Source organism: Emticicia aquatica, assembly GCF_923079645.1.
GTDB classification, from domain to species: domain Bacteria; phylum Bacteroidota; class Bacteroidia; order Cytophagales; family Spirosomataceae; genus Emticicia; species Emticicia aquatica.
This window is the reverse complement of sequence record NZ_CAKLPY010000002.1, coordinates 655,932-678,078: the sequence shown is the minus strand read 5'-3', so window position 1 is coordinate 678,078 and position 22,147 is coordinate 655,932. Positions and strand designations below refer to the sequence as shown.

The following is a 22,147-nucleotide window of genomic DNA, read 5'->3' as shown; positions in this document are numbered from 1 at the left end:
TTTATCGAAACCATCATTAACTCAACGATTTCACCTAAACCCTTATGAAAGAAAAAAATCAATCGCTCACAAAGCAACTTTTAAAATTGCCTGTAATTGTGGCTGCTTTAGGCTATTTAGTAGATATGTACGACCTGTTTTTATTTAGTGTCGTGCGAGTTCCGAGTCTAAAAACTTTAGGCGTTTCCGACGAATTATTACTGCCCGAAGGTGTTTTTTTACTAAATATGCAATTGGCAGGTTTGCTCATTGGAGGTGTTCTTTGGGGAATTATGGGCGATAAAAAAGGCCGTCTATCGGTGTTATTTGGTTCAATTATTCTTTATTCATTATCAAATATGGCTAATGGATTGGTTCAAACTTTGCCTCAATATGCTGTTTTACGGTTTATTGCGGGAATCGGACTAGCAGGAGAATTAGGAGCTGGTATCACGCTTGTGGCGGAGTTATTGCCACAAAAATTGAGAGGCTATGGAGCAGTAATTGTTTCAACAATGGGCGTTTTTGGTGGAGTTTTGGCTTATTTCGTCGCTGATTTATTTGAATGGAGAGTTTCTTATTTTGTTGGTGGAGGTTTGGGTTTGTTGCTTTTATTATTGAGAATCAATGTTTTTGAATCTGGTTTATTCTTGAAATTAAAGCAAGAAAAAGCACAAAGAGGTAATATTTTGATGATTTTCGGGAATTTCCAAAGGCTTAAAAAATATCTTTTAGCTATCATTGTAGGGGTGCCGTTGTGGTTTGTTGTAGGTGTTTTGATAACCTTCTCGCCCGAATTCGGTAAAGCACACGGTTTAACCGAAACCATTGTTGCAGGTAAATCAGTGATGTTGATATTTTTAGGACAATCTTTTGGTAATGTGATTTGTGGCGTACTTAGTCAACAACTAAAAAGCAGAAAAAAAGCTATCGGAATTTTCATGATTTTATCATTTATGATGATGCTTATTTATTTGCTTTCGCCCATTTCCTCGACATTCGTTTTTTATATAATGATATTTTTCTTAGGCATTTTTAATGGCTATTGGACATTATTTATCATTATGGCTGCTGAGCTTTTTGGTACAAATATCAGAGCTACGGTGGCAACTTCAATTCCAAATTTTGTACGTGGAGCGGCTATTCCATTAACTGCTTCTTTTGCAGCCTTAAAACCTGATTTTGGTGTTAATAATGCAGCATTAATTATCGGTGCAATAACGGTTGGCATTTCTTTATTGGCATTATTTTTCTTGGAAGAAACATTCTCAAAAGATATGAACTACGTAGAGTAATTTACTCATCAAAAAAAGTTACAAAAAAGCCACTTGAAAATTTTCAAGTGGCTTTTTTGTAGGTATTTCAATGAAATATTTATTTTTTATCAGGATTCAATAAATCATAGAATTGGTCAAGTTTCGGCATCAAAATGATACGAGTACGACGGTTTGTTGCACGTCCTTCAGCAGTATCATTAGTTGTTAAGGTATTATATTCGCCTCTACCTGCTGCAATCAATTTATTTGGGTCAATACTAAAGTTTTGTTGTAATGTACGCACAACCGAAGTGGCACGTTTCACGCTCAAATCCCAGTTGTCATTGATACAATCAGTATTGATTGCTACATTGTCCGTATAACCTTCAACCATTACATCCAAATCTGGTCTTGATTTGATGATTTGGGCAATTTTTCCTAAAACATTATTGGCATTTGAAGAAATTTTCGAGCTACCGCTGCTAAACAACATTTTGTCAGAAATATTTATCATTACAACCGTTTTATCAACTTTTATTTCAACATCTTGGTCGTCGATTCCGTTGTTTAACACACTTTTAAGATTTACTGCCAATGCCAAATTGATAGAATCAGCTTTTGTGCGTGCAGCTTGCAACAAATTGATGTATTTATCTTTACTTGCTAATTGCGATAAAGTTTTATCAATGTTATCATTGGCAGCTTTGGACAATACTGTCAAGTTTCCTACTTGCTCCATTTGTTTGTCACGCAATTTCTTCAAATCTGCAACTTGGTCTTTCAAATCACTGATTTGAAGGTCACGTTGTTGAATCGTACTAAGTGAAGCATTTTTTTGATTTTCGGTTTCTTGCTGTGTTTTTGTTAAACGGTCAAGTTTATCTTTATAATCTTGAATGTTATCACCACATTTCACTAAATCAGCTTGGGCTTTATCGTACTGAGATTGTAAGGCAGTGAGTTTCTTTTTGGCAACGCACGAAGCCATCGAAAGGCCTACTAATAAAACTAATAATGGTTTAAAGGAAATTTTCATTTTGTCCTAGTTTTGGTTGAGTTATTGTAATTAAATTATAATGCAAATTTGCTAAATTAAAATATTTTAAAAAAGATTTTTCTCAATTTATCAATGAGTTTTGAGATTAAAATTTTATCTTTTTTAGAAATGAATATCAAAAACACTTTTTTTACATGATATTGCTTATTTGACGCTATTTTCTTTCAAAAAAAACGTGCAAAGTCATTTTTTCTACAGAAAAGGAAATAATTTTAACAAAGAGTGAGTAAAATATTGGACATTCTTGAAAAACTTCAAAAACTTGCTTTAATTTGTTCAAATCTTTCATATAATAATTCAACCATAAGCAATAAGTCATGCTAAAAACACTCAAATTAGATACAACAGCAGAAAAAAACATCAAAACTTGGCTTAAAGGCAAGTATGATGAGGCAACTAAAGCTAGTATTCAAAAGCTCATCGACGAAGGAAATACAACCCAACTTACTGACTCATTCTACAAAAATCTAGAATTTGGTACAGGTGGCATGAGGGGCGAAATTGGTGTTGGTTCTAATCGAATGAACAATTATACAGTTGGTGCAGCTACGCAAGGTTTGGCAAATTATCTGAATAAAACATTTCCTGACCAAGAAATAAAAGTGGCAATTGCCCACGATAGCCGCAATTTTTCTCCAGAATTTGCTAAAGTGGCTGCTGATATTCTTTCGGCCAACGGCATTACGGTTTATCTTTATAAAGAGCTTCGTCCGACGCCACAATTATCTTTCACGGTGCGTCAATTGGGTTGCCAAAGTGGCATTGTTATTACAGCTTCTCATAATCCACGTGAATACAATGGCTATAAAGTTTACTGGGTCGATGGCTCGCAAGTGGTTGCTCCCCACGACAAAAATATCGTGGCCGAAGTAAATGCAATTACTAACGTAAAAGATATTAAGTTTAGAGGCGTAAAAAAACGCATCAAAATGATTGGCGAAGTGCTTGATAAAGCTTATTTGAAAGCCGTAAAAAGTATTTGTGTAAATCCAAGAATGATTAAAAAACAATCAGACCTTAATATCGTTTTCTCTTCGATTCATGGAACAGGAATCACGATGGTTCCGAAAGCGTTGGCTCAATTGGGTTTTACTAATGTCAATATCGTAGCCGAACAAGCTACTCCTGATGGTAACTTCCCGACGGTAGTTTATCCAAACCCTGAAGAACAAGAAGCAATGAGTTTGGCTCTTAAAAAAGCAAAGGAAATCAATGCAGATTTAGTAATCGCAACTGACCCCGACGCTGACCGAGTAGGAATGGCCGTTAAAGACCCGAAAGGCGAATGGCAATTGTTGAATGGAAATCAAGCAGCTAGTTTGATAATCTACTATTTATTGAAGGCTTGGAAAAAAGCTAAAAAATTGACTGGAAATGAATTCGTAGCAAAAACGATTGTAACAACTGATTTGATTGACGAAATGGCAGCGAAAGCGGGTGTGAATTGTTATAATACACTTACTGGATTCAAATACATCGCTCAAGTTATCAGAGAGATGGAAGGTAAGCAAACGTTTATAGGTGGGGGTGAAGAAAGTTATGGCTATTTGATTGGCGATAAAGTGCGTGACAAAGATGCAATCGCAAGCTGTGCAATGATTGCTGAATTGACCGCTTTTGCCAAAAATGAAGGTTTATCTTTATTCGATTTCTTAGCCGAAATGTACCAAAAAAATGGTTTTTACTACGAAGGATTAATTTCATTAACTAAAAAAGGTAAAACTGGTGCTGAAGAAATTCAACAAATGATGCTTGACTTCAGAGCAAAACCTCCGAAGTCGTTGGCTGGCTCGAAAGTTATCCGAATGGATGATTACAAATCACTCATTACAAAAGATTTGAAAACAGGTGAAGAAAAATCAATTCCTTCGGGAGAATTGGGAATAGAATCATCAAATGTATTGCAATTCTTTACGGCTGATGGAACGAAATTTACTTGTCGCCCTTCTGGAACTGAACCAAAAATTAAGTTTTATGTAGGTGTAAGAGCTAAATTAAAGAAAAAAGACGAATTTGATGCTACTTTAGTAGCTTTGAAAGAAAAAGTAAAAGCAATTCAAGCAGAATTAAATTTAAACTAAAATATTCCTCTTAAAACCTGCAAGGAATAAACGATTCAGTTGTTTTCCTTGCAGGTTTTGATTTAGTAATTTCATGGCAAAATTTCACTTAGCCCAAGTTAATATTTCTAAATTATTAGAACCAATTGATAGCCCTCTTTTAGCCGATTTTGTAGCACAATTAGACGAAATTAATGCTCTTGCCGAACAAAGTAAAGGTTTTGTTTGGCGACTCAAAGGTGATAATGAAAATGCTACTGCTTTACGAGTTTTTGACGATGAAATGATAATCATCAATATGTCGGTTTGGGAAACAATGGAAGATTTAAAAGAATTTGCCTTCAAAACCGCTCATGCGATGGTTATGAAAGACCGAAACCGATGGTTTGAAAAACCTCAAGATGCCTCATTGGCTCTTTGGTGGATTCCCGAAAACCATATTCCAACTGCATCAGAGGCAAAGGAAAGATTAATGAGTATTAATAAAAATGGCTCAACTTCTTTTGCATTCACATTTAAACACGTATTTTTACCAACCATTGACTGAAATTTTAGACCCTCCCCTTAAATGCAAAGATTTTGCTTCATAATTGTAATATTATGCTTTTCAGCGAATCATGTAATTTATGGTCAAAAACTCGTTGCTACTCCAAAGCCATATCCATTTAAAACGGTTATTAATCAAATTGATATAGCGGGGCGAAGTGTTACGTTGAAAGATGCTTATAGCATTGGATACGAAGATAATGCATTAGCGTTTTACCTCGGAACCAAACCTCAATTACCGAATGTAAAGTATAAATACCGAATCGTTGAGAATAGTTTTGAAGGAGACAAAACATATCCATGGGTTTATATTTCAAATAACTCGTTTAAAATAGACACCCTAAGTCCAGCTATTTATCGTTTTGAAATTTCAGCAATTGATGACGAAAAAAGAAATGGTCAAGCAACTTTTGTTGAATTCAAGATAGAATATCCTTGGTGGCGTTCGTGGTGGTTTTGGGGAGCTTGCTTTGTGACTTTATTTGGGCTTTTTTATGGAAGAGAACGCTTTCTTAAATTTTGGGCTGATGAAGAACAACGTCATTATAGGCAAGTTACCGAACTAGAATTACGAACGCTTCAGTTACAGATGAATCCTCATTTTGTGTTTAATGCACTTAATGCCGTTCAAAGTTTTATTCTTACTCGTGACAGTATTTCGGCGAATAATTATTTGTCTAAATTCGCTAATTTGATTCGATTATTTTTAGACTCTTCTCGAAGTAAATATATTACACTCTCAGATGAAATAAAATTATTGAGTCTTTATGTAGAAATGGAAATGCTTAGATTTGAAAATAAATTTGATTTTCACTTAGAGATATCGCCAGACGTAAATCGATTTGTTGATATTCCAACCATGATTTTGCAGCCTTTTATTGAAAATGCTATCAATCATGGTCTTCGCTACAAAGAAACTAAAGGAAATTTATACATTCAGTTTTATAATCAAGGCAAATATTTGGTTTGTAGAATAAAAGACGATGGCGTTGGGAGAGAGCGAGCAAGACAAATTCAGGCTAAATCCAGAAAAGGATATCAGTCGCAAGGACTCAAAATAACAGAAGAGAGATTACGTACTTTCAATATGATTGCCGATTCTGATATTCGTTTTTCGATTAGTGATTGTATTGAACTAGAAGATGAAGATGATAATACCACAGATGTGGGAACTTTAATAGAAATTAAGTTTCCAAAGTTTGGTTAATATATAATCCTTGTATTCTTTTGTGAAAGAATATTCCTTACACACTTTTGCTATTTATAATTTTACTGAAATCAAGAAATCTTTCTCAAATCATAAATCAAAGTATTTATAATATTGAGATTTCTAAATAACTAAAATTTTGCACAATGTATAAGGCAATCATAGTTGATGACGAAAATCGTAGTGTTGAAACACTGAAGAGTATTATTCAACAATTTTGTTCAAATGAAGTTGAAATTGTTGGTACTGCAAATTCTGTGCAAGAGGCGTATGCTCTCATTCAATTAGTCTCGCCAGATATAGTTTTTCTTGATGTAGAAATGCCTCATGGAAGTGGTTTTGATTTATTAGAAAGGATTCCAAAACCAAACTTTGAAGTAATTTTTACCACAGGATTCGATAGATATGCTGTTACTGCCATAAAATTTAGTGCGTTAGATTACCTATTGAAGCCTATCAATATTGAAGAAGTAAAGGACGCTGTTTCAAAAGCAAAAAAACGAATTGAAGGTAAACATACACAACAAAATCTTGAACATCTCATCAATAATCTGCGACATCCCAGAGATAAAAATAACAAAATCCCGATTACAGTTGTCAATGGATTTCAATTTGTACCAGTAAATACGATTATTTATTGTGAAGCCGACGACGATTATACGTATATTCATCTGACAGAAAATCAAAAACTGACTGTTTCTAAAAACATCAAAGAATTTGAAGATATTCTGGCTAATTATGATTTTTTTCGCATCCATCACTCTTTTTTAATCAATCGAGATTACATCAAACGTTACATAAAAGGGGAGGGTGGAACCATTCTCACTGAGCAAGGAAACGAGCTTCCAGTTTCTCGTCGCCGTAAACAAGAATTTTTAGAATGGCTGAGTAGTTATTGACGAAAAGCCTAAATGCCAAATTTAATTAAATAATATATTTTGATTTTTTCAAAAAAACGAAATATTCTACTGCATTATCTCAAAAATTGGATTTGAATATTAAAAAAGCTACCGCTTAAAAATAAATCCGCCACTTACCGATTTTTGACCGCCACTTACCGATTTGTTGTTGTGCCGTCCAATTAAGAGACATATCTTGCTCTCATTAAATAAAAAGGCACATGAACGCTTTCCTTTATAATCATGAATAAACTACTTTATACAACACCTGTGAGCTTGGAAGGCTTTACAGTAGTTCAAAGCGTGATTAACGAATCCGCAACATCGAATTTGGCTATGAGAGTGGCTGGCAAGCGTAATATGATTCAGCTTGGGGACATTCTGTACCTTAAAAGTGCAAAAAATTATACCATCTTTAAGTTGAAAGATGGGCGTGAAATTATCAGTTCTAAAACACTGAGAATTTTTGAAGAAGAACTCCTTGAAATTTCAAATTTCGTGAGACCTCACCGTTCTTATATTATTAATCTCGCATTTGTTGATGATTTATATTTCAATTGCCGAGGTGGAGAAGTGTTGATTCACGACCAAAAGATATTGATTTCACGTAGAAAAGCAGCTGATTTTCGTCGTAATTACCGTAGGTATTTACGCACAACGGGGCAGCATGTTTCTTCTACAATTAAATTGAAGACTACGATCCGAGTTTCTTAATAGTTACTCGTGGTTAATTTTTACTTTTTGGGTTACGAGGAATAAAGTGCTGGTTTAATCTGGCACTTTATTTTATTTATAGGCATCTCATCTTTTTTTATCTCGCAATTTTATCTGACCAGATTTATACAAATTTATTGCTTGTTGTATAATCATTTCAATGGTTTCTATTGGCAAGTCTTCATTTGGCTCGAACAGCATTATTTTTATTCTCGAACGTTTCTCTGCTAATAAAGCGGGATGGTCAAAATATTTGCCTTCAACAATACCTAAATAAGGCTGATTGGTTTTTGGTCGAATCCACAGATAACAAAACATTTTTCCTTTATAACAGAAGAAAGGCAAGTTGTATTTCCACTCAGCCGAAATTTCTTGGTCTTGAGAAAGAATAATATCCCTTAAAGCAAGCAAACAACTTTTGTTCGGCTCGTCTAATTGCAAATAAAAGTTATCAATTTCTTTCATCTGATTGAGTAACAATACAAATATTGAGTTTGTTAAACCTTCCAAGTTTATATGAATAAGCTTGGAAGGTTGTTATTTTTATCTTTCAAATATCAAACGTTGACCTTTTTCGCTTTCGTCAAATTTATCATTCGCAAAAACAATATTTCCAGAAACAATGGTATGTGTAATTTTCGATTGAAACTCAGTTCCTTCAAAAGGTGACCAAGCACATTTTGAGTAAAGATTTTGTTTGATAACCAAAGTATTTTGATTCAAATCTACTAAAGTTAAATCTGCCCAATAACCTTCACGAATATAGCCTCGACGTTCAATTTGGAAACAATCTGCTACCGAATGAGCCATTTTCTGTACAATTTTTTCTAGCGAAATTTTACCTTGTTTATAAAATTCAAGCATCACATTAAGCGAATGCTGAACCAAAGGTAAGCCCGAAGGAGCTTGCCAATATGATTGTTGTTTTTCGTCCCAAGTGTGCGGAGCGTGGTCAGTTGCGACTACATCAAAATGGTCATCAAGTAGAGCTTGGAGCAATTTCTCTCGGTGACCATGTTTGATGGCAGGGTTACATTTGATTTGATTTCCTAATGTTTTATAATCATTTGCATCAAACCACAAGTGATGCACACAAACTTCCGAAGTAATGTGTTTAGGTTTTTCTTTAGTAAATAAAGAATTATCAAAAAGCGATATTTCATCAGCCGATGAAATATGTAAAATATGAAGCCTTGTTCCGTGTTTTTTTGCGAGTTCAACAGCCATTGATGACGATTTATAGCAAGCTTCTTCGTTGCGAATCAAGGCATGGATATCGTAAGGTATATTTTCGCCAAATTGCTCTTTATATTTGCTTAAATTGGCTTTTACTGTTGCCTCGTCTTCACAGTGTGTAGCAATTAATGAAGAAAAATTGGTGAATATTTTCTCCAAAACGTTTTTATCATCAACAAGCATATTGCCAGTTGAGCTGCCCATGAAAATCTTCAAACCGCACACATTTTTGATGTCAGTTTTCATTGCTTCATCATAATTGTCATTCGATGCACCCATAAAAAATGAGTAATTGGCCAACGAAGATTGAGCAGCAATTTGGTATTTATCTTCCAAAAGTGCTTGTGTAAGAGCATTTGGTACAGTATTCGGCATTTCCATAAAACTGGTTGTGCCGCCAGCAACCGCAGCTTTTGCCTCTGTTGCAATTGTAGCTTTGTGGGTAAGGCCAGGTTCACGAAAATGCACTTGGTCATCAATCACACCTGGTAGCAGATATTTGCCCGTCGCATCAATTATTTTCTTGGTTTTGAGATGCGATAAATCATTTCCAATTTGCTCAATTATTCCATCTTTGATGAATACATCTGATGGTGTAATTTTTCCTTCGTTTACAACGAGGGCATTTAAAATTAATATTGTTTGTGACATCTTTTAGGCTTTTAATTGGGCGTATTCTTTGGCAAAATAACTTAAAATGATTTTTGCTCCCGCTCGTTTGATACTTAAAAGCATTTCGAGCATGGCTTTGTCGCCATCAAGCCAACCGTTTTGAGCAGCAGCTTTTATCATGGCATATTCGCCCGAAACGTTATAAGCAGCAATTGGCAAATCAAAATTATCAGCCATCGTTTTAATTACGTCAAGGTATGAAAATGCGGGTTTTACCATCAAGAAATCGGCACCTTCAGCTGCATCAAGTTGCCCTTCGATAAGTGCTTCTCTTACATTGGCTGGGTTCATTTGATAGGTTTTTTTATCACCAAATTTTGGAGCAGAATCTAAGGCATCACGAAATGGGCCGTAAAATGCACTCGCATATTTTACTGAATACGACATGATACTAACATTCGTAAATCCTTCATCGTCAAGCAACTCTCGTATATATCCGATTCTTCCATCCATCATATCTGAAGGCCCTAGTATATCAGCACCAGCACGGGCTTGTGCTAAAGCCATTTTCCCCAAAATGTCGAGCGTTTCATCGTTTAAAATTTGTCCATTTTCTACTAAACCATCGTGGCCATCGCTACTGTATGGATCCATGGCGATGTCGGTCATTAAAGCTAAATCAGGAAATTTGTTTTTTATTTCGCTCAAAGCTTTGATATACAGCGTATTAGGATTATGGCTTTCGGTAGCGTACTTGTCTTTTTTAGATTCAGGATAATTGGGAAAAAGACAAATAGATTTGATGCCCAAATCGGTAACTTCTTTGATTTCTTCTATCAAAGTATCTAGCGAAAAGCGATAAATATTAGGCATTGATTTGATTTCACTTTTGATTCCTGAGCCTTCCATGACAAACATCGGGAAGATAAAATCATTGACCGAAAGGTTTGTTTCTTGCACCAAATCCCTGATTGCTGCACTTTTTCTATTTCTACGTGGGCGATTGATTAGCATATCGTAAGTTATTTAACGAATTTATATGATACTAAAATGACAGGTTGAAAACCTGTGTTTTTTAAGTGAATTTCTGCCACAAAGTTCGGCAAGAAAACGGTAGCGTTTGATATTTATGTGTAAAAATTAATAGGTGGATACAAAACTATGGGATAGTAGCCAGAAACCAATTTTTAACCACTTTTTAAGCCCTAAAACCTCTTAAAAATTCTTCAATTCCCATGCGTTTTTTTCCTTCTAGCTGGAGGTCTTTGATTTTTACCCACTTATCGGCACTACGAAAATCGAGATAAGTTTTACCATCGGTTTTAAAACTCCCGATTTCGGTTGAGTTTTCATCAACACTTTCACCGATGGAAGTCTGATAAATTTTACATGATTTGCCATTCAAGAGTGTCCAAGCTGCTGGGTAGGGCGAAAGACCACGAACAAAATTATGAATTTTTTCGGCGGGCTGATTCCAGTCAATTTGGCAAGTTTCTTTGAAAATTTTCGGAGCAGGTTTTAATTCAACAGTCATCACCTGTGGTATTTGCGGATAGTTCCCTGCTTCAATGGCTCGCACAGTTTTTACGACTAAATTTGCCCCACGTTCCATTAATTTATCATGAATCGTTCCAGCGTTATCGTCAGGTAAAATTGGCTCTTTTTCAGCAAAAATAATATTACCCGTATCAATTTCTTGTTGAATAAAAAACGTTGTTACACCAGTTTCGGTATCGCCATTGATCACAGCCCAATTAATAGGAGCAGCTCCACGATATTGTGGTAAAAGCGAACCATGAAGATTAAAAGTGCCAATTGATGGCATATTCCAAACTACCTCAGGCAACATTCTGAATGCCACAACCACTTGTAAATCAGCTTGATAGCTGCGTAATTGCTCCAAAAATTCAGGGTTTTTTAGTTTTTCTGGTTGTAAAACTGGAATTTCTTGTGAAACGGCATATTTTTTTACGGGAGTTTCGTGCATCACCAGCCCTCGCCCCGAAGGTTTGTCAGGAGCAGTAATAACTGCAACTACCTCAAACCCATTTTCTACCAATGCTTTTAAACTCGCTACCGCAAAATCGGGCGTACCCATAAAAACTATTTTCATGATAATTTCGTTGTAAATATGTGGCTTTAAAAATCAATGATTTTTAAAAAAACTTTGTACCTTTGTTATTCAAAATAAGCGAATGAAAAGAAAACGAACAAATAAAGTATTATTTCGACTGAAAATAAGGTAGTTTCTGTATTAAAATCTAATGTTTTATCAGGGACGGTCGAATTTTCGCCGTTTTTTTTTGTCCACCCCTAATCGTTAGGGGTTTTTAAATTTATAAATGTTATGTCAAAGATTCAGTATTACACAGAAGAAGGTTTTAACAACCTAAAAAATAAACTTCACGAATTAAAATTTAAAGGGCGTTCGTCAATTGCTGCTCAAATTGCAGAGGCTCGTGACAAAGGAGATTTGTCGGAAAATGCCGAATATGATGCCGCTAAAGATGCACAAGGCTTAATGGAGATGGAAATCTCGAAATTGGAAGAGATTGTAGCCAATGCAAGAATTTTGGATGAATCAACGATTGATACATCGAAGGTTTCTTTGTTATCAAAAGTAAAAATCAAGAATAAGAAAAATGGAGCGACAATGGCATATACATTGGTTGCAGAAGAAGAAGCTGACTTGAAATTAGGTAAAATCTCAATCAATTCTCCATTTGGAAAAGGACTTTTTGGTAAAAAACTAGGTGAAACTGCCGAAATCCAAGCTCCAGCAGGTGTTGTTGAAGTAGAGATTTTAGAAATTACTCGATAAACTGCTTGAAGATTTATAGTAAAAAGGTGGACATTTGTTTGAAAGCAAATGTCCACCTTTTTAAGTATATCTTTGAAAATTATGCTACATTATTATCCAAACTTATCTAACTGTTTTACAACTACGCTAAAATCTTTTGGATAAGGGGCTTCAATTTTAATTACTTCTTCATTAAGCAAACGAAATGTCAGCGAATGGGCATGTAAAGCTACTCGACGAATCAACGGAATCTCTTCAGTACCATTTTTAAGATTGAAGTTTTTACTTTTGATTTGAGAAAGAAAAATATCATTACCACCGTACATTGGGTCGCTTACAATAGGAGCTTTGAGGCATTGTAGATGTACCCTAATTTGGTGCATTCTGCCTGTAATTGGCAAACATTCAACCAACGAATAGTGTCGATAAGCTTTTAAAGTATAGAAAATTGTTTCGGCAATTTTGCCCTTTTCACGGTCGATTCTAACGCCCGTACCGTCTCTGAGTTGAGCAATCGGTAAATAAACCGACACGCCATCAAAACTATGTACACCATTGACAACAGCATGATAACGTTTTGTTACTTCACGGGCTTCAAATTGCATTGCCAAGTTACGATACGCTGCTGGGTTTTTGGCAATGGCCAAAACTCCTGAAGTTTCTTTGTCAAGACGGTGGCAAAGTTGTGCATCATGCGAATATTCCTTTGCCAAACGTAAAATACTTTGGTGTTTATCTTGTGTTCGCTCGTCGAGACTTGATAAATAGGGCGGTTTGTTTATCAATATATAATCTTCATTTTCAAAGATGATGATGTCTTTAAAAACGATTTTTTTTACTACATTTTTTATTTTTGGCGTTTCTTTGTCATCAAAAATGTCAAAATCGAAATCGTATTCCATTTATTTGCTGCTTTTTTGTGCAAAGTTACGCTTATTGTAGCAGATAAGAAAACCTGTGAGGAGGGAAAGAGGTTTTGCAGGTTTAAATTTAAAGCAGATTATTCACCATCAACGAGTTTTTCGTCGGAAGATTCAATAATTTTGGCTAGTTTAAACTTGAAAGTTGTTCCTTTGTCAATTTTACTCGTAACAGTAATTTTGGAATTATGAGCGTTTAGGATGTGTTTGACGATTGCCAAACCAAGACCCGTTCCGCCAGTATCACGTGAACGGCTTTTATCAACTCTATAAAAACGTTCAAAAATGCGAGATAAATGTTCAGGTGGAATACCTGGGCCATCATCCTCCACCGAAATATGAAAGTGTTTTTTGTCTTCTTCTATTTCAACAATTATTTTACCTTGGTCTTTTCCGTATTTGATAGCGTTTTCAACGAGGTTCGTTAAAACCTGCGTAATTCTTTGTTTGTCAGCTTTTACAAATGCTTTTTCTAAGGTTTTTGGCTTGATTTTGAGATTTACGCCACGTTTTTCGGCTTTTGTTTCAAGCTGCTCGAAAATTTCTTCGGTGATATGTTTTAGGTCGATTTGCTCAAAGTGCATTTTTAAATCACCTTTTTCTACTTGCGAAAGTGTGACTAAATCTCGCACCAAAGCATCCAAGCCATCAATACTTTTGGCAGCACGATTGAGAAATCGGTCGAGCGTTTTTGGGTCTTCTTTAGCTCCATCAATAAGCGTATGAATGAAACCTTGGGCAGCAAAAATAGGAGTTTTGAGTTCGTGCGAAACATCAGCCAAAAATTCTCGTCGAAACTGCTCCATTTTTTTCAATTCTTCAATTTCATTTTGTTTTTTGGTTACATAAACCGAAATCTCCGAATTGAGTTTTTTAATTGGATTTACGCTTCTCAATAGATTTTTTCTGGAAATATCAAAGTCACGAATTTTGAGTTTTTGAATCGTTTTATAGATTTGTTCAACTTCCCGAAAAACCAAAATATCAATTGTATAAAAGACAAAAAAGAAGGTAGCAAAAAAACATGCCACGCCCACTACAAAAAGCATGGCAGCCGTAACATCAGGCACAAAACTTAGAAATGCCACCGAAACGAGCGTGATAAGTACGGCCAGAAAAAAAGCAATAATTCGGGGACTGAAAGACATTTTTGAGTCGAAGTTTTATTGTATCAACAACAAATGTAATTGATAATTTACAATTAATTATTGATAATTATGCTTCGTCAGTAAACATATATCCAACACCTTTGAGTGTTTTAATGTAATTTTCACCCACCTTTTCACGTACTTTACGAATATGTACATCAATGGTGCGTTCGACTACGTAAACATCAATCCCCCAAATTTTCTGCAAAATTTCGTCACGACTAAACACTTTATTTGGATGCTGAGCCAAGAAGGACAATAACTCAAACTCTTTCTTTGGCAAAACAATTAAGCTTCCATCGGGTTTTGTGACCGTATAATTTAGGCGATTAATACTTAAACCTGCAATTTCTAGTGTGTCACTTGAGTCGGTTTTTTGTGCTTCACGTCTAAAAAACGCATTGATTCTACTCATCAAAGCACGAGGTTTGATGGGTTTATTGAGGTAATCATCTGCACCTACTTCAAAGGCGGCAACTTCAGAATATTCTTCCGAACGAGCTGTAAGATAAAGAATATATGTATTTTTTAGTTCGGGCATTGCTCGTATCATTCGCCCTACTTCAATGCCATCAAAATGGGGCATCATAATGTCAAGAATAACCAAATCGGGGAGAAACTCTTTTGCTACTTCCATTGCCTTTTTGCCATCAGAGGCAGAGGCTACTTGATAGCCCTCTTTTTCGAGGTTATAGCTCAATAACTCCACAATATCGGCTTCGTCATCGACTACTAAAACACGGTGAGCAAGACTCATAAGTAGTAATTTAATTTGTTGGTGTAAATAACTGATTGTTTTTACAGTGCAAAGGTAAGGTTAAAAAAACGTTAGGTATATTAAGCCAATGTTAAATCTTATTGAAAGAGGGAATTTTTAAAAGAAATAAAGGCAATATAATTAGTCGTCAGAAGTTACCATGTAATTTATATATTTGTAGATGAATAAACAAATAATTTAAGAATGGCTCTCGAAATAGAAAGAAAATACTTAGTAAACCATGAAAAATGGGAGAAATCAGAAAGAACTGACGGCCAATTTTATCGACAAGGCTATTTACTGACCGACCCCAATAAAACAATCAGGGTGAGAGTTACCGACACCAAAAGTTTTTTGACGATAAAAGGGCTCTCGGTTGGAGCAACTCGACCCGAATTTGAATATGAAATACCGAAAGATGATGCCAAACAATTATTAGATATGTTTGCCATAGCTGATTTGACGAAAATTAGATATAAGGTTTTGTTTGAAAATAAAGTTTGGGAAGTTGATGAGTTTTTGGGTGAAAACGAAGGTTTAATCGTTGCAGAAATCGAACTTTTAAACGAAAACGAAGTGTTCGCATTACCCAATTGGGTTGATAAAGAAGTTACGGGAGAACAAAAATATTATAATTCAAATCTGTCAAGCAACCCATTTAAAAATTGGTAAAATGGGCGAATATCGTTAGTATTTTATTTTCTAAAAAGACTCAAATTTATGGTACTTCTTACCAAACGCCTTACCTTTGTGTTTTCAGTAATTACCTTTTTTTTGCTTACTATGTCATCAGTTGCACAGAAAACACTTCCAGATTTTTCAAAACAATTATTCGAGAAACACGAAGAATTTAAGGAGCAAAGCCTCATTATTCGCCGTTTCAAACACAAAGACATTGTGCCTTTGATAGAAAAACTGCCATTTGATGTACAGCCAGTTGGTCATTCGTTTGAAGAAAGAACGATTTATCAAATTAAATTGGGAAATGGTCAAACGAAGATTTTGCTGTGGTCGCAAATGCACGGTGATGAAGCAACCGCTACAATGGCTTTGATGGATATTTTTAAATTTTTTCAAGCAAAAAATGATGAATTTGATGCTTTAAGAACTAAAATTCTAGCAAACTGCACGCTTTATTTTGTTCCAATGCTTAATCCAGATGGAGCCGAACGTTTCCAAAGACGTACCGCAACGGGCATTGATATGAACCGAGATGCGTTGCGTTTTGAAACTCCTGAAGGGAAATTGTTGAAGAAATTACAAGATGAGCTTCGTCCCGAATTTTCGTTTAATCTACACGACCAAGGAACAAAATATAGTGCAGGAATGAGCGAAAAACAGGCAACTATATCATTTTTAGCAACACCTTATAATTTTCCACAAGAGTGGAATTTGAATCGTACGAGAGCCATGCAAGTCATTTGTGGCATGAATGAAACGCTGCAAAAGTTTATTCCAGGACATATTGGTAAGTGGAATGACGCCCACGAACCACGAGCTTTTGGTGATAATATTTCAAAATGGGGAAGTAGCTTGATTTTGATTGAATCGGGCGGCTATAAAGATGATATTGAGAAACAAGTAATTAGAAAACTCAATTTTGTAGCAATTCTGACTGGTTTACAGTCGGTTGCTGAGCAGTCTTACGGAAAATACCAACTCAATAACTACGAAAGTATTCCTAATAACGAAAGATTTTTGTTCGATTTGCTGATACGTAACGCTGAGTTTGTTCAAAACGGTAAAACTATAATAAAAGATATTGGAATTAATTTGAGCGAAAAAAATATCAATAATGCTACTGATTTTGTGTTTTCGAGCGTTATTGAAGACTTAGGCGACCTTTCTACTTTTTGGGGAATCAAAGAAATAGATGCTAAAGGCTTGAAAGTGAGTTTATTAAGTGAGTTTCCTGAAATTATTAAGCAATACAAAGTTTCGGTGAAAGAAGTTGAAAACGAAGAATTAAATCTCGACGAAACAGCTAGTTTTTTATTGACAAAAAATAAAGAAGTGAAATATATTATTTTGAATGGACAAATCAAATAACCAGCCTACCGAAGCATCGGTCAACCCAATAATGCGGGATTTAAAATTAACTACTTTTTGTACTTTCATTCCTACGTGTTTGGGTTTGTTTGGCTTGTTATTTTTTTTCATGTCTGTTTCTGCTTTTGCCCAAAAATCGTATGTTCTTGGAAAAGCGATTGATAAAACTACTGGAAAACCGATTCAATCGGCTACGGTTGTGAATAAAAATACGAAACAAATAACAAAAACTAGTGATAATGGTAATTTTTTGGTGCGTGCTTCCAAAGGAGATTCCATCAAAATCTCGTCGATTGGTTATAAATCCGCAGGAATTGCTTGGGATGGAATTAATTTAGAACCAACCATTGAAATGCGTCAGGATGCAATTGCGTTGAAGGAAGTAGTTGTACGAGATAAACGTTTGGAGCAAGTAAAAAAACAAATCGACGAGTTGTTATCGACGCCCGAGGCTTCAACAAAACTGAAATGGAAAGATATTTCAAACCTCATCAATACTAACACGTCAACGCCTGGCACAATTGGTATTTCGATTGATGGCCTTTACGAACTTTTCAGTAAAGAAGGGAAAAGTCGTCGTAAATTGGCTGCAATGAAGCAAGAAGATTTACGAAAACTTTTGGTTGAATATCGTTACAATTCCGAATATATTTCATTCGTAACCAAGCTTAAAGGACAAGAGCTAAAGAATTTTATGAAGTTTTGTAATTTACCTGATAATTTTGTTTTAACCGCCAACGATTATGATCTCACTTTTGAAGTTTATCGTTGTTTGGAAGAGTTTAAGCGGTAAATGTGATAGAAAACTACTGTTTTTTATCTCGTATCTGAAATTTAAAATCTAAAAAAGTATGCAAGAAATAGAAATACCTCAAAGAAAACCACGCACATTTATTGGTGAAGAATTTGCCCTAAATTCATGGCAAGATGTAAAACCCTTGTACGAAAATTTATTAAATCGGTCGCTTGAGAATGCCCAAGATTTGCGTCAATGGTTCATTGACCGCAGTGAATTGGAATCGTTTTTGTCAGAAAATATGGCTTGGCGTTATATCAAAATGACTTGCGATACGGTGAGTGAAGAAAACCAAAAAAACTATCAATTCTTTGTAGAACAAATTCAGCCAGAATTGTCTGTTTATAGTGACCAACTCAATAAAAAAGCCCTAGAAAGTGCATTTTTAGATGAATTGACAGATGCGGGTTTCCATATTACGATTCGTGGAATGAAAAAATCGGTCGAGATTTTTCGAGAAGAAAATATTCCAATTGAGACACAAATTCAGACAAAACAAACGGAGTATCAGGCAACTACGGCATCAATGACTGTCAATATTAATGGTGAAGAATTGACTTTGCCAAAGGCAGGAGATTTATTGCAATCGCCCAATCGTGAGATACGTGAAGAAGCTTGGACGAAAATCTCCGAACGACGTTATCAAGACCACGAAAAACTTGATGTTTTGTTCAATGAATTACGAGATTTACGGCATCAATTGGCTGTCAATGCTGGATTTGTTAATTTCAGAGATTATATGTTTGCCGCAATGGGGCGGTTCGATTATACACCACAAGATTGTTTTAATTTTCATGAAGCAGTAGCCGAAACTGTTGTTCCTTTGGTTGATGAAATGTCAAAAGAACGTCTTGAGAAATTAAATATTGACAATTTACGTCCGTGGGACTTGAAAGTTGACCCCGATGGAAAACCAGCTCTTAAACCATTCAAAAATGGCGAAGATTTGTTGGATAAGACGGTGGAATGTTTCGAGCGAATTGACCCAAAACTAGCTGATTATATTCGCATCATGAGAAGAATGGGGCATTTTGATGTCGAATCTCGTAAGGGAAAAGCTCCAGGAGGTTATAATTATCCATTGGAGGAAATTGGTGTGCCATTTATATTCATGAACGCCACTTCGAGTTTGCGTGATGTGGTTACGATGGTTCACGAAGGCGGACACGCTATTCATTCGTTTGAAGTACGAAACTTACCTATCAATTCTTTCCGAAATCCAACTTCCGAAGTAGCAGAATTAGCTTCAATGTCAATGGAATTGATTTCGATGGAACATTGGGGCGTATTTTTTGACGACGAAGAGGACTTAAAACGAGCAAAAATCGAGCATTTAGAAGATATTTTGGAAGTTTTACCATGGATTGCAACCGTCGATAAATTTCAACATTGGATTTACGAAAATCCGACGCACAGCATCGAAGAGCGTCAAACGGAATGGATAAAAATAGTCGAACAATTTTCGGATTCAATAACTAATTGGAAAGGTTTTGAACGATTCAAACGCTCTACTTGGCAACGTCAGTTACATATTTATGAAGTGCCATTTTATTATATTGAGTACGGAATGGCACAACTTGGGGCAATCAGCGTTTGGAGAAATTATAAAAAGGATGCTAAAAAAGGCTTAGATGGTTACATAAACGCCTTGAGATTGGGTTATACAACTACTATTGGCAAAATCTATGAAGCCGCCAATGTGAAATTTGATTTCTCAAAAGAATACATTGCTGAACTGATGGATTTTGTGAAAGACGAATTGGAAAAATTGAAATAAAAAAACGATTAATTGAGAAACGCTTCTGGCACTATTGCTAGAGGCGTTTTGTTTTTTCAAACTATCTTAAATAAAAAATTGGATTTGTGTAAATCAACTGTTAAAATTAGCATTTGAAATTTAATCTTTGCTAATGAAGCCAACAACAAAAATCATTTTTATTTCACTGCTCCTATGCGTGATTTCGCCACTTATCCATTCAAAAACCGCTCTTTATGGAATGAGTGTGCCAAAAGTTGTTTTCTTTTGGTTTTTGGTTGAAGTGATGATGGTAGTTTATTTGATACATATTCAACATTCGTCCGAAGAAAATCCTCCAAAATCATGGTTAAGCATCAGTTTATTAGTTTATACTTTAGGGTTGATTGTTTCTTCGGTTTTTTCTGTCAGTCAAACAGGAAGCTTTTTATCAAGTTTTGAAAGAATGGATGGTACTATCAACGCCCTACATTTTATTGCGTTTTTTTGGGTGGTAGGAAGTGTCAAATTGTCTGATAATCAATGGAAAATCATTCTGATTATGTCTTGCTTTGTGGCTCTAGGTGTAACAATTTTTGGCATGGTTGAAAGTGAGCATTCTGATGATGGAAGAATTCAATCAACATTATCTAATCCACTTTATGTGGCGATTTATCTTATTTTTCATATTTTTTTGTTAATTAATGTTTTCATCAATATCATAAAAACCAATAATCTTCGCAGTAAATTTCTGACATTTTTATATTCGTTTATCTGCATTATTGTTTTTGCTTTACTATTATATGTTATCGTTTATACAAAGAGTCGTTCGGCCGTTATTTCTCTCGTATTCGGGCTAATAGTTGCGACCTTATTGATTGGTTTTTTGAAGCAAAATCTACGAAAATATGCTTTGACAGGAATAGTTTTCATTGCCAGTATTATTGCAATACTTTACTTCAATCGTAATAGTGAATGGGTTCAATCAGATTCTGCTCTGGCAAGAATTACCAATTTATCGGTTTTAGATAATAGTATTTCTGCCCGAAAAGAACTTTGGGAAATGACGCTTTCAGGGCTGCCCGACCGACCAATAATTGGTTGGGGAAAAGAATCGTATATCTATTATTTTGCAAAATATTATTCACCAACAATGTACGATAATGGATTTTGGTACGACAGAGTTCATAATTTTGTTTTTGATAAATATATTGAAGGCGGTTTTTTAGGCCTTTTGACGTATTTATTTGTCATTGCAAGTATGCTTTACTTGTTGTGGGAAAAAGATACCAACATCGGAATTACTCAGAAAAGCCTAATTACTGGCTATTTAGTATCATATTTAGTCTTTAACCTAACGGTTTTTGACTCTTATGTGAGTTTGTTGATTTTGTTTTTTTTGATGGCCTATATTCAACAAAAATCAACTAATAATCGAATAAATATTAAGAAAATCAAGTCAATTTGGCTAGTTTTTTTCGCTTTGATAATGTCATTTGTGTGTTATAACGTTGTTTATCGAACTTTTAAAACCAATAAACAATGGACGGCAGCTTCAAAAAGCACGGAAGTTTTACAATTAATGACAGCATATAAACAAGCTTATCAGGATGCTTGGATTGGGAAATATGATGTTGGATTAGATTTTGCTTTGCAAAAAGACCGAGTAAAATCAGGCGATTTTGATGATTTAACCAAACTGGATTATTACGATTCATCCGAAAAAGCTTTAAAGGAATTATTAGAAAAATACCCGAACCATCCAATTTTGTTGTCTCAATTAGGTTTTATTCAACAATATGCAGGTAAAAGTCAAGAAGCAATAAAAACCTATCTTTTACTGCAAACAATTGCTCCAAAAAGACAAGTAAATCTGATGGATTTAGCAATTTTGTACTTAGAAGCTAAAGATTTCGATAAAGCAATTAAGTTATTTGACGAAATTTATCAACTAGATAAAAGCTATAATTTAGCCTTACTTTACAAAGCTTATGGACTTTCATTAAAGGGAGATAAAGCAAATGCTAATGCAATCATCTATCACTTACCTGTGGAGTTTATTGTTGAGAATCTACAGTTTATTTGGAATGTTTTTAAGAATAATAGTGATGAAGAATCGTTGATGTTTTTTCTCTCGAACACAACAGATAAATCGAAGTTTAAACGGGAGACATTTTTGGTTTGGCTAAAAATTGCCGCTGAAAAAAATAATACAACGGAAGTTCATAGTTCAATATTTAGCTTTTATAAGCACTTTTTGCCAGAATCTGAATTGCCTAAAATCAATCAATTAATTGAAGATGTAAATGCTAAAAAATCGCCACCCGATGCATTGGTAAATTATTTTGAATAACTCACAAAAGAGGCGTCATATTA

At 35.0% G+C, this 22,147-nt stretch carries 20 protein-coding genes; 12 read left to right on the top strand and 8 right to left on the bottom strand.

Features of this window, described 5'->3' with window-relative positions:
- Positions 1–44 precede the first annotated feature (44 nt).
- A complete protein-coding gene (locus tag MJQ71_RS12560; protein WP_238806972.1) occupies positions 45–1,274 on the top strand; it encodes an MFS transporter in 1,230 nt (409 codons plus the stop codon).
- A 79-nt stretch (positions 1,275–1,353) separates the two neighbouring features.
- On the opposite strand, the gene MJQ71_RS12555 is transcribed toward MJQ71_RS12560, so the two are convergent.
- Positions 1,354–2,271 carry an OmpA family protein gene (locus MJQ71_RS12555; protein ID WP_238806971.1) on the bottom strand — a complete coding sequence of 306 codons (918 nt, stop codon included), beginning with the start codon at positions 2,269–2,271 and terminating at the stop codon, positions 1,354–1,356.
- Positions 2,272–2,609: 338 nt separating this feature from the next.
- Between MJQ71_RS12555 and MJQ71_RS12550 the strand changes: the two genes are divergently transcribed.
- From MJQ71_RS12550 to MJQ71_RS12530, 5 genes are all read left to right on the top strand, one after another.
- Positions 2,610–4,373, top strand: a complete 1,764-nt coding sequence (locus MJQ71_RS12550) for a phospho-sugar mutase (RefSeq protein WP_238806970.1) — start codon at positions 2,610–2,612, stop codon at positions 4,371–4,373.
- Between the two features lie 73 nt (positions 4,374–4,446).
- On the top strand, positions 4,447–4,899 hold the full coding sequence (locus tag MJQ71_RS12545) for a DUF3291 domain-containing protein (protein ID WP_238806969.1): 453 nt from the start codon (positions 4,447–4,449) through the stop codon (positions 4,897–4,899).
- A gap of 21 nt (positions 4,900–4,920) precedes the next feature.
- Positions 4,921–6,105 carry a sensor histidine kinase gene (locus MJQ71_RS12540; RefSeq protein ID WP_238806968.1) on the top strand — a complete coding sequence of 395 codons (1,185 nt, stop codon included), beginning with the start codon at positions 4,921–4,923 and terminating at the stop codon, positions 6,103–6,105.
- Between the two features lie 146 nt (positions 6,106–6,251).
- A complete protein-coding gene (locus tag MJQ71_RS12535) occupies positions 6,252–7,004 on the top strand; it encodes a LytR/AlgR family response regulator transcription factor (protein WP_238806967.1) in 753 nt (250 codons plus the stop codon).
- Positions 7,005–7,247: 243 nt separating this feature from the next.
- Positions 7,248–7,718 carry a LytR/AlgR family response regulator transcription factor gene (locus tag MJQ71_RS12530; RefSeq protein WP_238806966.1) on the top strand — a complete coding sequence of 157 codons (471 nt, stop codon included), beginning with the start codon at positions 7,248–7,250 and terminating at the stop codon, positions 7,716–7,718.
- An 87-nt stretch (positions 7,719–7,805) separates the two neighbouring features.
- Here MJQ71_RS12530 and MJQ71_RS12525 read toward each other — a convergent pair whose 3' ends face one another.
- The 4 genes from MJQ71_RS12525 to fmt all read right to left on the bottom strand — a co-directional run bounded on the left by MJQ71_RS12525 (position 7,806) and on the right by fmt (position 11,679).
- A complete protein-coding gene (locus MJQ71_RS12525) occupies positions 7,806–8,183 on the bottom strand; it encodes a DUF1801 domain-containing protein (RefSeq protein WP_238806965.1) in 378 nt (125 codons plus the stop codon).
- Positions 8,184–8,261: 78 nt separating this feature from the next.
- Positions 8,262–9,605: a dihydroorotase gene (locus tag MJQ71_RS12520; protein WP_238806964.1), complete on the bottom strand. Its 1,344-nt coding sequence runs from the start codon at positions 9,603–9,605 to the stop codon at positions 8,262–8,264.
- Positions 9,606–9,608: 3 nt separating this feature from the next.
- Positions 9,609–10,580, bottom strand: a complete 972-nt coding sequence (gene hemB / locus MJQ71_RS12515) for a porphobilinogen synthase (RefSeq protein ID WP_238806963.1) — start codon at positions 10,578–10,580, stop codon at positions 9,609–9,611.
- Positions 10,581–10,764: 184 nt separating this feature from the next.
- The gene (fmt, locus tag MJQ71_RS12510) at positions 10,765–11,679 is read right to left on the bottom strand and encodes a methionyl-tRNA formyltransferase (RefSeq protein ID WP_238806962.1); all 915 of its coding nucleotides are present in this window, start codon (positions 11,677–11,679) and stop codon (positions 10,765–10,767) included.
- Positions 11,680–11,913: 234 nt separating this feature from the next.
- On the opposite strand from fmt, the gene greA reads away from it, so the two are divergent.
- Positions 11,914–12,387 (top strand): transcription elongation factor GreA, encoded by a 474-nt coding sequence (gene greA, locus MJQ71_RS12505; RefSeq protein WP_238806961.1) that lies wholly within the window; start codon positions 11,914–11,916, stop codon positions 12,385–12,387.
- A 92-nt stretch (positions 12,388–12,479) separates the two neighbouring features.
- Here greA and MJQ71_RS12500 read toward each other — a convergent pair whose 3' ends face one another.
- The 3 genes from MJQ71_RS12500 to MJQ71_RS12490 all read right to left on the bottom strand — a co-directional run bounded on the left by MJQ71_RS12500 (position 12,480) and on the right by MJQ71_RS12490 (position 15,191).
- On the bottom strand, positions 12,480–13,268 hold the full coding sequence (locus MJQ71_RS12500; protein ID WP_238806960.1) for an RluA family pseudouridine synthase: 789 nt from the start codon (positions 13,266–13,268) through the stop codon (positions 12,480–12,482).
- Between the two features lie 98 nt (positions 13,269–13,366).
- The gene (locus MJQ71_RS12495; protein ID WP_238806959.1) at positions 13,367–14,434 is read right to left on the bottom strand and encodes a sensor histidine kinase; all 1,068 of its coding nucleotides are present in this window, start codon (positions 14,432–14,434) and stop codon (positions 13,367–13,369) included.
- Between the two features lie 67 nt (positions 14,435–14,501).
- A complete protein-coding gene (locus MJQ71_RS12490) occupies positions 14,502–15,191 on the bottom strand; it encodes a response regulator transcription factor (protein WP_238806958.1) in 690 nt (229 codons plus the stop codon).
- A 204-nt stretch (positions 15,192–15,395) separates the two neighbouring features.
- Here MJQ71_RS12490 and MJQ71_RS12485 point away from each other — a divergent pair, with 204 nt between their 5' ends.
- The 5 genes from MJQ71_RS12485 (at position 15,396) to MJQ71_RS12465 (ending at position 22,124) form a co-directional block, all read left to right on the top strand.
- Positions 15,396–15,863, top strand: a complete 468-nt coding sequence (locus MJQ71_RS12485; RefSeq protein ID WP_238806957.1) for a CYTH domain-containing protein — start codon at positions 15,396–15,398, stop codon at positions 15,861–15,863.
- Positions 15,864–15,911: 48 nt separating this feature from the next.
- On the top strand, positions 15,912–17,240 hold the full coding sequence (locus MJQ71_RS12480; RefSeq protein ID WP_238806956.1) for a M14 family zinc carboxypeptidase: 1,329 nt from the start codon (positions 15,912–15,914) through the stop codon (positions 17,238–17,240).
- On the top strand, positions 17,224–18,033 hold the full coding sequence (locus MJQ71_RS12475; RefSeq protein WP_238806955.1) for a carboxypeptidase-like regulatory domain-containing protein: 810 nt from the start codon (positions 17,224–17,226) through the stop codon (positions 18,031–18,033). The genes MJQ71_RS12480 and MJQ71_RS12475 overlap by 17 nt, the downstream gene beginning before the upstream one ends.
- Before the next feature lie 58 nt (positions 18,034–18,091).
- A complete protein-coding gene (locus MJQ71_RS12470) occupies positions 18,092–19,813 on the top strand; it encodes a M3 family oligoendopeptidase (protein ID WP_238806954.1) in 1,722 nt (573 codons plus the stop codon).
- A 133-nt stretch (positions 19,814–19,946) separates the two neighbouring features.
- Positions 19,947–22,124, top strand: coding sequence for an O-antigen ligase family protein (locus MJQ71_RS12465; protein ID WP_238806953.1), 2,178 nt, complete (start codon positions 19,947–19,949; stop codon positions 22,122–22,124).
- Positions 22,125–22,147 lie beyond the last annotated feature (23 nt).

What these genes read in the sequence shown, in the direction of transcription:
- MJQ71_RS12560 (WP_238806972.1), top strand. Translation starts at nt 45, where the DNA reads ATGAAAGAAAAAAATCAATCGCTCACAAAGCAACTTTTAAAATTGCCT.
- MJQ71_RS12555 (WP_238806971.1), bottom strand. Translation starts at nt 2,271, where the DNA reads ATGAAAATTTCCTTTAAACCATTATTAGTTTTATTAGTAGGCCTTTCG.
- MJQ71_RS12550 (WP_238806970.1), top strand. Translation starts at nt 2,610, where the DNA reads ATGCTAAAAACACTCAAATTAGATACAACAGCAGAAAAAAACATCAAA.
- MJQ71_RS12545 (WP_238806969.1), top strand. Translation starts at nt 4,447, where the DNA reads ATGGCAAAATTTCACTTAGCCCAAGTTAATATTTCTAAATTATTAGAA.
- MJQ71_RS12540 (WP_238806968.1), top strand. Translation starts at nt 4,921, where the DNA reads ATGCAAAGATTTTGCTTCATAATTGTAATATTATGCTTTTCAGCGAAT.
- MJQ71_RS12535 (WP_238806967.1), top strand. Translation starts at nt 6,252, where the DNA reads ATGTATAAGGCAATCATAGTTGATGACGAAAATCGTAGTGTTGAAACA.
- MJQ71_RS12530 (WP_238806966.1), top strand. Translation starts at nt 7,248, where the DNA reads ATGAATAAACTACTTTATACAACACCTGTGAGCTTGGAAGGCTTTACA.
- MJQ71_RS12525 (WP_238806965.1), bottom strand. Translation starts at nt 8,183, where the DNA reads ATGAAAGAAATTGATAACTTTTATTTGCAATTAGACGAGCCGAACAAA.
- MJQ71_RS12520 (WP_238806964.1), bottom strand. Translation starts at nt 9,605, where the DNA reads ATGTCACAAACAATATTAATTTTAAATGCCCTCGTTGTAAACGAAGGA.
- hemB (WP_238806963.1), bottom strand. Translation starts at nt 10,580, where the DNA reads ATGCTAATCAATCGCCCACGTAGAAATAGAAAAAGTGCAGCAATCAGG.
- fmt (WP_238806962.1), bottom strand. Translation starts at nt 11,679, where the DNA reads ATGAAAATAGTTTTTATGGGTACGCCCGATTTTGCGGTAGCGAGTTTA.
- greA (WP_238806961.1), top strand. Translation starts at nt 11,914, where the DNA reads ATGTCAAAGATTCAGTATTACACAGAAGAAGGTTTTAACAACCTAAAA.
- MJQ71_RS12500 (WP_238806960.1), bottom strand. Translation starts at nt 13,268, where the DNA reads ATGGAATACGATTTCGATTTTGACATTTTTGATGACAAAGAAACGCCA.
- MJQ71_RS12495 (WP_238806959.1), bottom strand. Translation starts at nt 14,434, where the DNA reads ATGTCTTTCAGTCCCCGAATTATTGCTTTTTTTCTGGCCGTACTTATC.
- MJQ71_RS12490 (WP_238806958.1), bottom strand. Translation starts at nt 15,191, where the DNA reads ATGAGTCTTGCTCACCGTGTTTTAGTAGTCGATGACGAAGCCGATATT.
- MJQ71_RS12485 (WP_238806957.1), top strand. Translation starts at nt 15,396, where the DNA reads ATGGCTCTCGAAATAGAAAGAAAATACTTAGTAAACCATGAAAAATGG.
- MJQ71_RS12480 (WP_238806956.1), top strand. Translation starts at nt 15,912, where the DNA reads ATGGTACTTCTTACCAAACGCCTTACCTTTGTGTTTTCAGTAATTACC.
- MJQ71_RS12475 (WP_238806955.1), top strand. Translation starts at nt 17,224, where the DNA reads ATGGACAAATCAAATAACCAGCCTACCGAAGCATCGGTCAACCCAATA.
- MJQ71_RS12470 (WP_238806954.1), top strand. Translation starts at nt 18,092, where the DNA reads ATGCAAGAAATAGAAATACCTCAAAGAAAACCACGCACATTTATTGGT.
- MJQ71_RS12465 (WP_238806953.1), top strand. Translation starts at nt 19,947, where the DNA reads ATGAAGCCAACAACAAAAATCATTTTTATTTCACTGCTCCTATGCGTG.